The 14,127-nt window shown below is 73.0% G+C and carries 13 protein-coding genes; 3 read left to right on the top strand and 10 right to left on the bottom strand.

Going from position 1 to position 14,127, the window contains the following annotated elements; genetic code table 11:
- Positions 1 to 553: 553 nt before the first annotated feature.
- Positions 554 to 1,348, bottom strand: coding sequence for a S1 family peptidase (locus ACFFRH_RS37105; RefSeq protein WP_344746529.1), 795 nt, complete (start codon positions 1,346 to 1,348; stop codon positions 554 to 556).
- Positions 1,349 to 1,496: 148 nt separating this feature from the next.
- Here ACFFRH_RS37105 and ACFFRH_RS37100 point away from each other — a divergent pair, with 148 nt between their 5' ends.
- Positions 1,497 to 1,697, top strand: coding sequence for a hypothetical protein (locus tag ACFFRH_RS37100; protein WP_344746528.1), 201 nt, complete (start codon positions 1,497 to 1,499; stop codon positions 1,695 to 1,697).
- Positions 1,698 to 1,707: 10 nt separating this feature from the next.
- Positions 1,708 to 2,736 (top strand): zinc-binding alcohol dehydrogenase family protein, encoded by a 1,029-nt coding sequence (locus ACFFRH_RS37095; protein ID WP_386162239.1) that lies wholly within the window; start codon positions 1,708 to 1,710, stop codon positions 2,734 to 2,736.
- A gap of 48 nt (positions 2,737 to 2,784) precedes the next feature.
- Here the strand turns inward: ACFFRH_RS37095 and ACFFRH_RS37090 are convergent, their stop codons facing one another.
- The 7 genes from ACFFRH_RS37090 to ACFFRH_RS37060 all read right to left on the bottom strand — a co-directional run bounded on the left by ACFFRH_RS37090 (position 2,785) and on the right by ACFFRH_RS37060 (position 10,148).
- A complete protein-coding gene (locus tag ACFFRH_RS37090) occupies positions 2,785 to 3,777 on the bottom strand; it encodes an Acg family FMN-binding oxidoreductase (RefSeq protein WP_344746527.1) in 993 nt (330 codons plus the stop codon).
- 13 nt (positions 3,778 to 3,790) lie between these two features.
- Positions 3,791 to 4,453 carry a CBS domain-containing protein gene (locus ACFFRH_RS37085; protein WP_344746526.1) on the bottom strand — a complete coding sequence of 221 codons (663 nt, stop codon included), beginning with the start codon at positions 4,451 to 4,453 and terminating at the stop codon, positions 3,791 to 3,793.
- 132 nt (positions 4,454 to 4,585) lie between these two features.
- Positions 4,586 to 6,865: a heavy metal translocating P-type ATPase gene (locus ACFFRH_RS37080; RefSeq protein ID WP_344746525.1), complete on the bottom strand. Its 2,280-nt coding sequence runs from the start codon at positions 6,863 to 6,865 to the stop codon at positions 4,586 to 4,588.
- A gap of 313 nt (positions 6,866 to 7,178) precedes the next feature.
- Entirely contained in the window at positions 7,179 to 7,700 is a 522-nt protein-coding gene (locus ACFFRH_RS37075) for a universal stress protein (protein WP_386162236.1), read from the bottom strand.
- 34 nt (positions 7,701 to 7,734) lie between these two features.
- Positions 7,735 to 8,238 carry a CBS domain-containing protein gene (locus ACFFRH_RS37070; protein WP_386162234.1) on the bottom strand — a complete coding sequence of 168 codons (504 nt, stop codon included), beginning with the start codon at positions 8,236 to 8,238 and terminating at the stop codon, positions 7,735 to 7,737.
- Positions 8,238 to 9,107, bottom strand: coding sequence for a universal stress protein (locus ACFFRH_RS37065; RefSeq protein ID WP_386162232.1), 870 nt, complete (start codon positions 9,105 to 9,107; stop codon positions 8,238 to 8,240). The genes ACFFRH_RS37070 and ACFFRH_RS37065 overlap by 1 nt, the downstream gene beginning before the upstream one ends.
- 147 nt (positions 9,108 to 9,254) lie before the next feature.
- Positions 9,255 to 10,148 (bottom strand): universal stress protein, encoded by an 894-nt coding sequence (locus ACFFRH_RS37060; protein WP_386162230.1) that lies wholly within the window; start codon positions 10,146 to 10,148, stop codon positions 9,255 to 9,257.
- 151 nt (positions 10,149 to 10,299) lie between these two features.
- Between ACFFRH_RS37060 and ACFFRH_RS37055 the strand changes: the two genes are divergently transcribed.
- Positions 10,300 to 10,557: a dsRBD fold-containing protein gene (locus tag ACFFRH_RS37055; protein ID WP_386162228.1), complete on the top strand. Its 258-nt coding sequence runs from the start codon at positions 10,300 to 10,302 to the stop codon at positions 10,555 to 10,557.
- 14 nt (positions 10,558 to 10,571) lie between these two features.
- Here the strand turns inward: ACFFRH_RS37055 and ACFFRH_RS37050 are convergent, their stop codons facing one another.
- Positions 10,572 to 11,285 (bottom strand): universal stress protein, encoded by a 714-nt coding sequence (locus ACFFRH_RS37050; RefSeq protein ID WP_386162226.1) that lies wholly within the window; start codon positions 11,283 to 11,285, stop codon positions 10,572 to 10,574.
- A gap of 35 nt (positions 11,286 to 11,320) precedes the next feature.
- Positions 11,321 to 13,987, bottom strand: a complete 2,667-nt coding sequence (locus ACFFRH_RS37045; protein WP_386162224.1) for a glycosyl hydrolase family 65 domain-containing protein — start codon at positions 13,985 to 13,987, stop codon at positions 11,321 to 11,323.
- Between the last annotated feature and the right edge of the window lie 140 nt (positions 13,988 to 14,127).

Below are 14,127 nucleotides of genomic sequence, written 5' to 3'. Positions count from 1 at the left end.
CACGGTGTCGGCGGGGTGCCCGGCACGGTGTCGGCGGCGCCCGCCGCGGGAACCTTCACCGGCCTTGCGGCAGCACCGGTGCAGGTGGGATCCGGCCGCTCTCCCGATCGGGACGGACGCCGGGACCCGATGGCCGTCCGCGGGCCACGGGCGAACGCGCGCGTCCGCCGGAGGGCGAGGCACAGCCGGTGCTGACAATTTCGTGCCCCTCGACGCCGACCTGATTGCTTCTGATGTGAATCAATTATGTGGTCGTGGATCAGGGGCAACCAGAGTGTCGATCATCAAAAGCGCGTGCATGTTTCACGCTGGTCAAGATGAATAATTCAGCAATCGGACATCACGGTATGAACGGCTCGCCGGGCAGGCGGCGGGCCATGCCCGGCGCCGGGGACGGCCGCGACCGTGTCGCCGTACGCGGCCCGAGGACGGGTCGTGGTCCCGCTCCGGTCGGGCCCCATGGCGGGTCATCCGTGGATCCCGATGAGACGGAGGTCGCGTTGGCCGGCGGTCGTCGGGGGGACATCTCACCCCCGACGAGGCGGTCACCCGTTCAGGGAAGCGTGACGAACTTCTTGAGGAAGGACCGGACCTGAGGGGTGTCCAGACGATAGTCGTAGTTGGTCAGCCTGCACGCGTCGTCGTCGCCGCTGATCGTCGTGGCCACGAGCAGGTCCGAGGTGGGCCCTCCCAGGAAGTTCGGGCCGCCCGAGTCGCCGAAGCAGGTGCTGCCGTCGCCCTTGGAGGCGAGCGACAGCTTGAGCCACCTGCGGGTGAGGTTCTTGAAGGAGATGGACGCCTGGTGGCGGGTGTCGGTGTAGGTCAGCCGCACCTTTTGCCTCCCCCCGGACGAGACGTGCTTCCCCTTGGCCCCGATCTTGGACGAAGCCACGGCGCCGTACCCGACCGGGGTGAAGCGCGTGATCTCCAGGGCGTTGGCGGCGTCGAGGCGGTCGAGCAGGCCCTCGGTGGGCAGCCTGGCGGGCTTGATGTCCGGGACGGCGGTGTCGAAGATGACGACGGCCATGTCGTGAATATCGGCCTTGTCCTTGTAGCGCGAGTCGACGACGTAGCGGCCCGTGTAGATCTTGTCCCCGTGCCGGTAGCGCGTGGAGAAGGAGACCCGTGCGGTCTTCTGCCCCTCCGCCGCGCAGTGGGCGGCGGTGAGGAAGACGGTCGGCGAGATGAGGGTGCCGGTGCAGTAGGACCAGGTTCCGTCCTCGTTCGGCTTGTCGCCGATGATGGCTCCGACCTGTGGGTGGGCGGCCAGGTCGGGGGATCCGTTGGTGATGGCCCAGGCGGGGGAGGCGGGGGACACGGCGGTCGCGGTGAGCGCAACGGAAATCATGACAAAGGGGATGAAACGCACGCAGGAACTGTAACCGTCCAAGGGTTACATTTGATACGGGGCACAAAAAGATCTACTTCCGCTTGCCGAGGCGCGGCGAACGGGCCGCCGACCAGGTGGATCTTTCCGCCGGGTCGCACGCCCCGCCGTGGCGCACCTGGGCTTCGGCCACGGCGCCCGCTACCGCGTCGGCGCACCCCTGGTCCGCATCGAGCTCCCGGTGGTCTTCTCCCAGCCGGCCGCCCGCTTCCCCACCCTGAGACCGGGCTGCGCACCCCGGGAGCCGACCTTCGACACGCACATGCCGACCGGCGGGCTGAGCGCGCTACCGGTCAGCCGGTACGTGTGACGATGGGAGGGTGACACAGACGATGAGCGCCTGGGTGGTCCGCCATCCCGGTCCCATGGCCACCCACCCGCTGGAGCGGGTACGGCTGCCCGTGCCCGAGCCCGCCCCCGGTGAGGTGCTCGTCCGGGTCGAGGTGTGCGCCGTCTGCCGCACCGACCTGCACCTGGCCGAGGGCGACCTGACCCCCCGGCGGCCCGGCACGGTGCCCGGCCACGAGGTGGTCGGGCGCGTCGCGGCCCGCGGCCCCGGTGCCGACCGGCTCTCCGTCGGCACCCGGGTCGGTGTGGCCTGGCTCCGCTCCACCTGCGGTGAGTGCCGTTACTGCGTCCGGGGCTCCGAGAACCTCTGCCCGTACTCGCGCTACACCGGATGGGACGCCGACGGCGGCTACGCCGAGTACCTGACCGTGCCGCAGGACTTCGCCTATCTCCTGCCCGAGGACCAGCCCGCCGAGAAGCTGGCCCCGCTGCTGTGCGCGGGCATCATCGGCTACCGGGCGCTGCTCCGCGCCGAGTTGCCGCCGGGCGGGCGGCTGGGCGTCTACGGATTCGGCGCCTCGGCCCACCTCACCGCCCAGGTCGCCCTCGCCCAGGGCGCGACGGTGCACGTGCTGACCCGTTCCGCCTCCGCCCGCGGGCTCGCCCTGGAACTGGGTGCCGCCTCGGCGGGCGACGCCTACGACGCTCCTCCCGAACCGCTGGACGCCGCCGTCCTGTTCGCCCCGGTCGGCGACCTGGTCCCGGTGGCGCTGGCCGCCCTGGACCGCGGCGGCACCCTGGCCGTCGCCGGAATCCATCTCACCGACATCCCGCCGCTGAACTACTCCGACCACCTGTTCCAGGAGCGCACGCTGCGCAGCGTCACCGCCAACACCCGCGCCGACGGCCAGGCCCTGCTGGAGCACGCCGTCCGCCACCCACCGCGCGTCACCACCACCGCCTACGACTTCGAGCGGGCCGACCAGGCGCTGGCGGACCTGGCCGCCGATCGTGTCACCGGCGCCGCCGTCCTCCGCGTCGGAGACGGTCGCCTGGGGTGAACCGCGGTGTCCGGCCCGCCCCGCGGCGTAGCCGCCGCGCCGGTCCGGTCAGCGCTCCTCCAGGACCTCGCTGACCGGACGGCGGACGCCCTGGCTGTCGTCGAAGGTGACGCCCAGCCGCATGATCATCTGGGGGTACTCCCGCGAGCACAGCTCCTGCCGCAGGAACTCCCGCAGGTGGGGTGTCTCCAGCGCCTGGGTGTGGAAGGCCGCGCTGAGCCCTCGGGCGGAGGCGCACAGCAGGATCCGCTGCAGTGCCTGGCCGGCCGCGATCCAGTCCTGGCGGGTGTCGTCCTTGGTGGTCAGGACCGCCACGACGCCGGTGGAGGCGGAGAAGGACTGGTCGGCGTCGCTGCCCCAGGGGTGGCCGTGGGCGTAGTCGCGCTGGGCGAAGTGCGGGTGGGTCCGCCGGGGTGCGCGCGGGTAGCTTTCGGCCGGTACTCCGTCCTTGCGGGGGCTGCCCGGCGGCCGTGCCCAGCGGATCAGCTCCAGCGACAGCGGCCGGTCCTGGGACTGCACGTCCTGGGCCGCGCAGGTGAGCGCGGCGAACACCCGGATCGCCGACTCGGAGCGGACCGGCGTCAGCCGCGCCCCCTCGGCGGCGGCCTCGGCCACCAGTGCCTCGAGCAGAGGTTCCGGGACGGGCAACGGTGTGAAGCCGGCCCGGTGGGTGCGGCGGCGCTCGATCTCGGCGTACAGCAGCCGGGTGTCCTCGTCGGCGGTCACGGCCCCTCCCGGCCGCACCGTGGCCAGCAGCGCCGGCCGGTCGGGGTCGGGCAGCACGCGCACCCTCGGTTCGTGACCGAGCGCGCGCATCGCGAGCCGCACGTTCATCAGGGCCGCACCACAGCTGATCAGCAGCTCCCGGCCCGCGGGATCGCCGGCGCGCAGTTGCCTGTCGCTGTCCGCGCGCAGCGCGATCTCGTCGCCGTCGATGCCGAAGGACCAGGGCTGGGTGTTGTGCACCGACGGCGCCCACGTGGCGGCCTGGACCGCCGTACGGACCACCGAGGTGATCTCCTCGGTTGTACGGGCGTTCATGATCTCACCTCTGTCACAGGAACGGCGGAACGGGAGCCAGGTCATCGGCCCGGCAGGTGAGGGCGTTCTCGACGTCGAGAACGCCGTCGATCTCGCGCACCGCCGTGACCAGAGGCGCGATCTGCGACCGGAAGGCGATCCGGCCACTCAGCGTGACCACCCCCGCCTCGACGCGGACGGCCATCGCCTCCGGATTGACGGCGAGCCGCTCACAGGCCTCGGTGACCTCGCGTTCGATCTCCTCGGGCGGGCGGACGAAGACCTTGAGCAGATCGCTCTGATGGACGGTGCCGGTGATGTGCCCGGTGGCCGCGTCGATCACCGGCAGCTGCTTGATCCGATGCCGGTGCATCAGCCGTGCCGCGTCCCGGACGGTGGCGTCCTTCGTGATGGTGATCGCCGGAGTGGTCATGACCTGCCTGGCCGTACCACCCGCGGCTTTGAGATGTTCCTGACGCCTCTTGCGGCTGTCGAAGACGCTGCCGGTGTGCGTGCCGGAGTCGGTCTCCTTGAGCAGGAGATCGTCGTCGGCGACCATGCCGATCGGGTGACCGTCGGCGTCGATGACGGTGAGCGCGCCGACCTTGAAGCGCCGCATGGCGTCGACCATCTCGGTGAACGTCGCCTCCGGCCGCACCGCGATCGCCACGGCGCCCATGACTTCCTTGACCTTCATGACGCACCTCCTCACTCCAACCATCGCAAAGCGGTCCGGAGACCGTCAGCGGCGAAGGTCCCCTGACCGGAGGGACTTATGGTCTGTTCCGTCCCGGGTGAGCCGGCCCCCGTCCCGCCCGCGAACCGGTGATCACAGGGAGGCGAGGGAGAAGTAGGCCTCCTCCTCCTGATCGAAATGCAGGAGGAGGACCGCGTGCAGGCCGTAGAGGCAGGCGCACAGGTCGTCGAGCTGTTCCGGGCGCACTCCGCCGTCCTCGGCGAGAGCCAGATGGCGCCCCAGCCGGCGTACGAGCCGTTCGATCTCCGCGTGTGCCCTGCTCATGGTCATCGTGACCTCGGGGCCGCCGAGAACGCGTCCCATCGCCGGGTAGAGCCGCTGTTCCTCGGCCCGTTCGTGTGGAAGCAGGCGTTCGGTGAGGAAGGCGTGAACCTCCCTCAGGCGGCCGAGGGCCTGCGCCGTGGGGTCGCCGGCCAGCTCGTCGGCGGTCTCCCGGATCAGTTCCAGGGGCGGCCGCAGCGAGGAGTGTTCCGTCTTGAAGCGGCGCAGCAGGGACTCGGTGGTGGCGTCGACCACCGTGCGGGTTCCCCGGGCGGGACGCAGGGCCCGCAGCGCGTTGAGGATCACCGCCACGTCGATGGCCTCCTGCAGCAGGGCTCCGGCCGCCGGCGGCAACGCTCCGGCCGCCGCCACGATCATCGCCAGCAGCGAGAGGGCCATCCCCGCGCCCGCGCTCTGCACGGCGATGCTGCGGGAGCGGCGGGCGACGTCCATGGCGTCGGCGAGCCGGTCCAGGCGATCGGCGGTGAGCACCACGTCGGCCGCCTGGGTGGAGGCGGCCGAACCGTGGGCGCCCATGGCGACCCCGACGTCGGAGGCGGCCAGGGCCGGGGCGTCGTTGATCCCGTCGCCCACCATCACGCTCACCGCTTTGGCCGTCTCCTCTCGTACCGCCCGCACCTTGGCCTCGGGGCTCTGCTCGGCCAGCACCCGGTCGACGCCGAGCACCGTGCCCACGCTCTCGGCGACCTCGGCCCGGTCCCCGGTGAGCATGATCACCCGCTCGATCCCGGCGGCGCGCAGCCGCCGCAGGGTCCGGGCCGCATCCGCCCGTACGGCGTCGCGGAGCAGGATCACGCCCGCGGTCTCGCCGTCCACGGTCACCCAGACGGTCATGGCGCCGTCCAGCGCGGCCCGCGCCCGCTGGGCCCGTTCCCACTCCGAGGAGGAGGAGGTCGTCGCCTTGCCGACCTCTATCCGGCGGCCCTCCACCACCCCAGCGGTGCCGGTGCCGGGCCTCTCCAGGACCGAGGTCGGCTGCGGCAGCCCGGCCTGGCGGGTGCGGGCGGTCTCGACGATCGCGGCGGCGAGGACGTGCGAGGAGATCTGGTCCACCGCGGCGGCCCAGCGCAGCACGTCGTCGGCGCGGACGCCGGGTGCGGCCACGACGTCGACGACCCTGGGACGCCCCGCGGTCAGCGTCCCGGTCTTGTCCACGATGAGCGTGCGGGCCTGCCCCAGCTTTTCCAGCGCCCCTCCGCCCTTGACCACCACGCCGTGCCGTGCCGTACGGGACAGCCCGGAGGCGATGGCCGCGGGGGCGGCGAGCAGCAGCGGGCAGGGGGTGGCCACGACCAGCACGGCGACGGCCCGTACCGGCTGGCCCGACAGCAGCCAGGCGGCTCCCGCCAGCAGGAGGGTGACGGGCAGGAACCACGCGGCGAACCGGTCGGCGAGCCGCACGACGGGGGCGCTGCCCGCCTCGGCCTGCCGTGCCAGCCGTACCACCCCGGCGTAGGTGCTCTCGGCCGCGGTGCGGGTGGCCCGCAGGTCGAAGGCGGAACCGGCGTTCACGACACCGCTGCGCGCGCTTTCCCCCGGGGCGCGCTCCACCGGGATCGATTCCCCCGTCAGGACCGACTCGTCCAGCAGCGCCGGTTCTCCCGCGATCACGCCGTCGACGGGGACCGGCTCGCCGTGGGGGACCAGCAGCAGGTCGCCGGGCCGCACCTGTTCGGCCCTCACCAGGACGGGCGCCCCGTCCTGGTAACGCCGGGCCGAGTGCGGCGCGTGTTCGTACAGGGCGGTCAGGTCCCGGCGGGCTCTGCGCAGGGCGTGCTCCTCCAGCGCCCGGCCGGTGGCCAGCATCACGCCGATCAGGGCGCCGGCGAGATACTCCCGTACGGCGAGCGCGCCCGCCAGGGCGAGGACGGCGATGGCGTCCACGCCCAGCCGGCCGCTTCGCAGCGCCGAGATCACCCATCCGGCCGCGGGCACCAGGGCGACGCCGGTGACCACCGCCCACAGAAGATCGGCGACGGTGACCGCGCCGGCCAGGTGGAGCGCGCCTCCGGCCAGCAGCCCGAACGCGGTCACCGCGAGGAAGGCGATGGTGCCATGACGTCTCACCATCTAAGCCTCCCGCGGGTAACCGTCCCGGCCCAGGGACGGATGTCTGTTTCGATCGGGACCTTGGGCCCGCCGATGAGCGCGGCGGCCCGTAGCGGCTTGTACCTGCTCATACCGCCTTGTACCGGCTTGTACCGGCTTGTACTGGCTCGTCCGGGGGCGTCTTGGCCGGTCCGGGGCCTGGGCGGGGAGCCGATCGCCTGGTCTTGACTGGCTCGTACCGGCTCGTCCGGGGGCGTCTTGATCGGTCCTGGGCCGGGCAGGGCGCCGATCACCCGGTCTTGACCGGCCCGGGGCCCGGTGGCGGGCCGATCACCTACTCGCTCGGGGTGGTCCTCGGCTCACCGAGCCCGGAGTCCGGGCCCGGACACGACCTGATCCCCGGGATCCGGTGGCCGACGGCGATGGGCGACACCCGCGGGGTGGCGTGCGGCGGGATGACCAGCACGGGGCAGACCGCGTGGGCGGCGACATGAGCGCTCACCGAGCCGAGCAGCAGCCCGGTGAGCCCGCCGAGACCCCGGGATCCGACCACCAGGATCCTCGCCGTCCGGCTGAGCGAGACCAGCTCCGGCCCGGGGGCCCCCCGGGCCAGGATCGAGCGCACCTCCCGGCCCGGCAGCAGCCGCTCGGCCAGCTGCACCCCTTCGAACAGGACCCGGCCCGCGTGCCGGCGCCGCTGCTCGGTGATCGCCGCCTCGCGCTCGGCGTGGGGGCCGTCCCAGACGTGGCAGACGGTCAGCTCCGCTCGTCGCGCCCCGCACTCCAGCGCCGCCCATTCGACCGCGCCACGGCTGTGCGGCGACCCGTCGAACGCGACGATGATCTCTCGCCTCATGGAAACACCCTCCGGTCATGACCGTGACGTCACATCAAGGGACGGGATCCCCGCCTCGTCCGGCGGGGACGCGGGACGGCAGGACCGGGACCAGGTGGAACATTCCCGTCATCAGCTCGGGCGGCTCCCGGTGCTCGGTGACGCGGCCGGCCACGGCCCGCAGCACGTCGGTGGCGGTCATCATCCCCGCCAGCCGGTGATCCTCCCCGATGACCCCGATCGCGTCGACGCCGGCGTCGAGCATCGCGGCCACCGCGGTGGCCAGGGGCGTGTCAGGTGTGGTGTGCGGGCGGCGGCGATCGGCCAGGAGCGCGCGCACCTGCACGTGTGACTGCTCGATCGGGCCGCCGGACCAGTGGGCGGTGAGGTCCTCGCGGGTCAGGATCCCCCGCAGGCAGCCGTGCCGGTCGAGGACCGGCAGGTGATGGACCCCCGCGCGGCGCATGATCTCCCAGGCCAGGAGCGGGGACTCCTCGAGGTCGACGGCGACCAGCGTCCGGCTCATCACCTGAGCCACGGTGAGGGCGCCGGTGTCCATCACGCCTCCCCTCGCGCTCGGACCACGGCGACGGGACAGCGGGCGTGGTGCAGGACGCCGTGGCTGACCGAGCCCAGCACGGCCGAGCCGAACCTGCCCAGTCCCCGGGAGCCGATCACGACCAGGTCCGCGGCGGCCGAGGCCTCGCAGATGACACCGACCGGATGCCCGCAGACCAGCGTCTGCTCGACCTCGACCCGCGGGTACTTCTCCCGCCACGGGGTGAGCGTGTCCGTGGCGACGTGCTGTTCGGCGGTGAGGAGGTCCTCGACCAGCGGGGTGTAGACCAGGGCACCCGGTCCCACGGCGGGCATCTGCCAGGTGTGGATCGCCTGCAGCCTGGCACCGCGCCGCAGGGCCTCCTCGAAGGCGTACTCCAGCGCCACCGCCGAGTGGTCGGAGCCGTCGAAGCCCACGACGATCCGGTCGCGCGTCCGCTCCGGCGTACCCCCTCTGACGACCACGACCGGGGTGGCCACGTGCCCGGCCAGGGTCAGGGAGACCGACCCGAGCAGCAACCCGGTGAATCCGCCCAGCCCCCGGCTGCCCAGCACGACCTGTTCGGCGTCCTCGGCCTCGCGCCGCAGGACCTCGGTCACCCGGCCCGCCTCCAGCAGGGGGTCCACCTCCAGGTGCGGGGCACGCTCACGCGCCAGCGCGGCCGCCCGCTCCAGGATCTCCTGGCCGTACTCGGTGACGGAGTCGCGGAAGCCCGGCGGAGTCTGGAGGGGAATGTCACCGGGCCACGGCTCGCACGCATGGACGATCTTCAAGGCGCATCCGCGCCGGACCGCGTCGTCGGCGGCCCATCGGACCGCCTCGTCCGCGGGAGACGAGCCGTCCACGCCCACCACCACATGCGCTGTCATGTCGACCTCCTTGGGTTCTCCTCCCATTCCACCGGCCGACGGCGCTTTCCGCAGCGGCCCAAAGGCCCGTCCGTCAGGGACTTCCGACCTCGCCACCGGCCCGCCCCCGCGGGGCCGATCGCCGGGCCGGCCTCCCGCCGCCCCCGCCTACCCGGTGGGCGGCGTGGGCGAGGAGTCGTGCTCCTGGGAAGGTACGACGGCCACGGGGCAGGAGGCGTGCCTGACCAGGGCTCCGGTGATCGCTCCGAGGTGGCCGGTGCGGGACGCCGTCCGGCCCGTACCGACCACGAGGAGGCCGACCTCGGCCGACGCGGCGAGCAGGGCGTCCCTGGGCGCGGTCGTGGCCGAACGCACCTCCAGATGGACCTCCGCGTACTTCTGCCGCCACGGGGTGAGGCGCTCCTCCATCCGCTCGCGGCAGGCCCGGGCCGAGTCTTCGAGATCGGGCGCGTGGGCCATGGCGATGCCCCACGCCATCGGGCGCGGGTGGCCGGCGTGCACCACCCACAGGGGGAGACGCCGCAGGGCCGCCTCCTGGAACGCGAAGTCCAGCACGGCGTCGGCCGTGGTGTCCTTGACACCCAGGACGACGGGCCTCGGCCCCGGGAGTACGGGCCCCTGGCCCGCTTCGCGCACGATGACCACCGGAGATCGGGCGCGGGCCGCCACGAACACCGCGACGGAGCCGATCACGAACCGGGCGGCCATCCCCCGGTCGTGGGCGCCGACCACGAGGAGTTCCGCGTCGGCGGACAGCTCGACGAGCCGCTGCGCGGCCGAGCCCTCGTGGAGGTCGGTGACCACCTCGACGATCGCGGAGTGCGCGCGGGCGCATTTGACGCCGTGGAACAGCACGTGCTCGGCCGCCTTGCCCAGGTGGAGCCTGGCCTCGCCGTCGGCCTTGCCGTACGGCCACCGCCACGCGTAGGTGACGGTGAGCGGGAGCCCCCGGAGTTCCGCCTCCTCCGTCGCCCATTCCAGGGCCCGCAGGGAGAAGTCCGAACCGTCGTAGCCGACGACGATCCCGCGTTGTCTCGTCATGGTCCTCACCTCCGTTCCATCGTTCGGCGATGCCGGGCCTCACCAGCAGGGCGAAAGGTCCCTTCCTCGTAGGGACCTTCTGCCCTGTTCGGGGAGAAGGCCCTTGACCAGCGTGGATGGTGAACGCCCGTTCGACCGAAAGGGGTCTTCCATGCACGCCAAGCGATGGACCGTACAGATCCACATCACCGAGGACGGCGACACCACCTCCGCCCGGGCGGTCCTGTCCACCGGGGATCGCATCCACCTGGCCGGGACCGGCCACGCGTGCCGCAACCCGGCCGACCCGCAGGTGCCCGAGATCGGCGACGAGCTCGCGGCCGGCCGCGCGCTGGCCGACCTGGCCGCCAGGTTGCTCGCCGTCGGCTCCGAGGACGTCGCCCAGGTCACCGGTCCCACCTCATGGTGAGAGCCCCTCACCCCTCACGGTGAGAGCCCCTCAGCCCGCGCCACCGGGATGAGCATGACCGGGACGCGGGCGCCGGCCGTGGTTTCGCGCACGGTTCGCGCCCTTCCCTCGTCGAGGTGCTGTGACCATCCCAGCGCGATGAGATCCACGTGCTCCGCCGCCGCCACGTTCACCACCTGCTCTCCCGCCACCCCGCCGCGAAGCTCCATGCGTACCCCCGGATACGCGCAGTGACGGGCCAGGAACTCCTGCTCCCACGCCTGCCGGGCGTGCGCGGCCTGATCCCAGAAGCGGGGAACGGTCGCCTCGTCGAAGACGTGCAGGACCACCAGGTCGACACCGGTACGGGTGAACAGCTCCGCGGTCTCGGTGACGGCGGCCGCGGCCTCGAAGGATCCGTCCAGCGGCAGGAGCACCCGGGAGATGACATGGTCGAACGCCCCCGGCGTCGCCGGTGAGGAGGGCAGCAGGACGACCGGTTTGGAGGAGTGGCGCACGATCCACCAGGACATGGCCCGAGGCGAGGCGTCGCCGGCGAGGACGCCGAGGATCGTGCTCGTCCGCTCCAGCTCGCGCAGCACCATCGTGGTGGCGTCCTGCGTCCGGGAGCCGGCCGCGAGGCGAATCTCTCGAACGTCTGTTCGTAGAATCTCTGCCATCGCCCGGGCGACACCGGTCACGGCCGCGGCTCCGCTCGTGTCGTCGACAACGGCCAGCACGTCTTTCATGTCCACTCCTTTCCGTGCGTCATCGGCTCCGTACGTCATCGGCCGCGCGGCAGACGGGCGGAGCCCGCCACGTCCTGCGGTTCGCCGGTGCCCAGCCGCAGCCGCAGCGCTCCGTCGGTTCGCACCTCGACCGCCTCCCGGGTGATGTCCAGCCGCACCCGACGGCCCAGGCAGCGAAACCGCACGCCGAGGCTTCCCCACGCCTCGGGCAGCCGGGGATCGAGGCACAGCGTCCCGTCGCGCACCCGCGCTCCCGCGAAGCCGGTGAGCAGGGCCTGCCACACGCCCCCGAACGTGGCCATGTGCAGGCCGGTGGCGGTGGTCGCGGTCAGGTCCTCCAGGTCCATGGCCAGCGCGATGCGCAGCAGGCTCAGCGCCTCGTCCGGGCGGCCCGCCCGGGCGAGCGAGCAGGCGGTGATCGCCGGTGAGAGCGACGAGCCGTGAGCGGTACGAGGGCCGTAGAAGTCGAGGTCGGCCTCCAGCGAGCCCGCCTCGGTCTCCTCGGGGACCAGGTGGTGAAGCATGAGGACGTCGGGCTGTTTGATGATCTGTGTGGCGGCCAGCCGTTCGCGGCCGAGCAGCAGGTCGGCGGCGACCGGCGGGACGGCGACCTGGGCCATCGTCAGCGGCTCCAGCCGGAAGTACCCGGCGAACTGCTCGTACCCGCCCGAGGCGGGGTCGTAGCCGTCCACCAGGCGGTCCGCGAGCACGCGCCACCGGCGGCCCTCCTCGTCGCCGGGGGAGACGAGCTCGGCCGCCCGCCGCAGGTTCCACCGGGCCATCACGTTGGTGAACGCGTTGTCGGTCACCGCCTCGTGGTACTCGTCCGGTCCGATCACAGGACCGATGTGGGCCCGTCCGGCGTCGTCCACCTGACAGCGCGACGCCCAGTAGCGGGCGGTCTCGATCATGAGAGGGCGTGCGGGCCCGGACAGGAACCCGTCGTCGCCGCTCCAGCGCGCGTAGTGGGCGGCGGCCCAGGCGATGTCGGCGGTGATGTGCTCCTCCATCCGCCCGGTGAGGATGGCGACGGCCTCGCCGCCCAGATGCCCGCGGGCGGGGGTCACCTCCTCGCCCGTGGTGGCGGACTCCCAGGGGAAACGCGCACCGGAGAAGCCCAGGGCGGCGGCGCGGGCCCGCGCCGCCGCCAGGCGGCGGAGCCGGTAGACGACCATGGCCCTGGCCGTGGCGGGACGCATGCTCACCAGGGCCGGCAGGACGAACACGTCGGCGTCCCAGAAGACGTGACCGGCGTAGGCTTTCCCCGACAGCCCTCGCGCGCCGACGGCCACCTCCTCGCCACACCCGGTGTTGCTCCAGAGATGGAACAGCGCGAACCGCACGGCGAGTTGAGTTTCGGGATCATCGGGGATGCGCACGTCCACGGCCTCCCAGCGCGCGGCCCACGCCGCCCGCTGTTCGGCGAGCAGCCGGTCGAAGCCGACCTCTCCGGCCGCCTCCAGCGCCGCGACGGCACCACGCGGCACCGGCCGGTGGGCGGGGTCGGCCGTGTAGGCGACGATCCGCTCCAGGGTGCGTACCCCGCCGTCACGGCCCGTGCGCTGCGCCGCCACGGCGGCCACGCCCGCGTGGCCGGAGGTGACGCGCGACCAGTCGTGGCCGTCGAGCCGGCCCTCGGTGACCTCGCCCTCCGGGGGCCACCTGAGGGGGGATCCCGCCCGCAGCCGTCCGACGCCCGCCTCGGCACGCATCGCCACCACCCCCGGCCGGCTCACGCACGCCAGCCGCAGCGTCCGTACGGGAGGGGAGTGGCCGATCTCCTCCCGGAACAGCACGCCGGCGCGCAGATCGAGCACGCGAAGATCCTCCCGGGGAGGCGGCCGCAGGATGAGCCCGGTCCACCGGGGACCCGGCAGCAGGTGCTGCTCGGAGCCGGTCCCGGTGTAGATCCCGGCGGCGAGCACCAGTGGAACCGACCCGTGGGCGGGCTCCTCCACCGACCCGCGGGTGGCGAAACCCCCGGCGCCGAGGGTGAACAGCGTCTCGGTCACCCGGTGGCGCGACGGGTCGGTGCCCGTCTCGCGGATCGTCCACGCCGGATCGCCGTCCATCGCCGGAACCCGCCGGTGCCGTCTGCGCCGCACCTGCCGGTCGAGCAGGTGGAGCAGCGTGGCCGGCCCGCCGCCCAGGTGCGCCACCCCCGGGGGAAGATCATCACACTCCGGTGCGACCGACACCGCCGTCGCCCGCCGCGCCTCCACGATCGAGGCGATCGCGCCGCCGGGACCTCCCTCGCCGGCCGGCCCGGAACGACCGCCCACGACCAGTACCAGCCCCGCGCCGATTCCCCGCTCGTCAAAACAGGCGAGAATCGCCCGCATGGCGTCAGGTTCACCGGCCGGCACCGTCCCGGCCCACCCGGCGTCACCGGCGCGGTCGGCGTGCCCGGACCGCCGCCATCTCAGCCGAGGACCGTCCTCACCGACCCCGTACAGTTCCAGGCCGCCGCTCACGCACAACCACAGGCGTCCGGGGCCGCCGGGACGGACACGTAACCGTCCGTCGACCGCGTCAAGATCTTCGTCGCTCATCACGGCGACCTCGGCTCCGGCGGCGCACAGCATCGCCACGCGGCGGCGGATCGGTGCGGCGCGGGCCCCGTGCGACACCCCGGTGGCACACCAGTCGAACACCACCGCTTCGAACGTGCGCTCACGCCATCGGCGCTCCGGGTCGTTCATCAGCCCCCATGTCGCCTTTCGCCGGGACGGCCGGCACCAGCCCTCATGTCGTCTTTCGCCGGGACCGCCGGCACCAGCCCCCACGTCGCCTTCCGCCGGGACACCGGCCGGGGTGGTCTCGCCTCGCCGTCGCCACGGCG

It is taken from the genome of Streptosporangium vulgare (genome assembly GCF_042428775.1).
Lineage (GTDB): Bacteria > Actinomycetota > Actinomycetes > Streptosporangiales > Streptosporangiaceae > Streptosporangium > Streptosporangium vulgare.
This window is presented reverse-complemented; position numbering and strand designations above follow the sequence as displayed.

What these genes read in the sequence shown, in the direction of transcription:
- ACFFRH_RS37065 (WP_386162232.1), bottom strand. Translation starts at nt 9,107, where the DNA reads ATGACAGCGCATGTGGTGGTGGGCGTGGACGGCTCGTCTCCCGCGGAC.
- ACFFRH_RS37085 (WP_344746526.1), bottom strand. Translation starts at nt 4,453, where the DNA reads ATGAAGGTCAAGGAAGTCATGGGCGCCGTGGCGATCGCGGTGCGGCCG.
- ACFFRH_RS37075 (WP_386162236.1), bottom strand. Translation starts at nt 7,700, where the DNA reads ATGAGGCGAGAGATCATCGTCGCGTTCGACGGGTCGCCGCACAGCCGT.
- ACFFRH_RS37060 (WP_386162230.1), bottom strand. Translation starts at nt 10,148, where the DNA reads ATGACGAGACAACGCGGGATCGTCGTCGGCTACGACGGTTCGGACTTC.
- ACFFRH_RS37045 (WP_386162224.1), bottom strand. Translation starts at nt 13,987, where the DNA reads ATGAACGACCCGGAGCGCCGATGGCGTGAGCGCACGTTCGAAGCGGTG.
- ACFFRH_RS37055 (WP_386162228.1), top strand. Translation starts at nt 10,300, where the DNA reads ATGCACGCCAAGCGATGGACCGTACAGATCCACATCACCGAGGACGGC.
- ACFFRH_RS37070 (WP_386162234.1), bottom strand. Translation starts at nt 8,238, where the DNA reads ATGGACACCGGCGCCCTCACCGTGGCTCAGGTGATGAGCCGGACGCTG.
- ACFFRH_RS37080 (WP_344746525.1), bottom strand. Translation starts at nt 6,865, where the DNA reads ATGGTGAGACGTCATGGCACCATCGCCTTCCTCGCGGTGACCGCGTTC.
- ACFFRH_RS37050 (WP_386162226.1), bottom strand. Translation starts at nt 11,285, where the DNA reads ATGAAAGACGTGCTGGCCGTTGTCGACGACACGAGCGGAGCCGCGGCC.
- ACFFRH_RS37090 (WP_344746527.1), bottom strand. Translation starts at nt 3,777, where the DNA reads ATGAACGCCCGTACAACCGAGGAGATCACCTCGGTGGTCCGTACGGCG.
- ACFFRH_RS37105 (WP_344746529.1), bottom strand. Translation starts at nt 1,348, where the DNA reads ATGATTTCCGTTGCGCTCACCGCGACCGCCGTGTCCCCCGCCTCCCCC.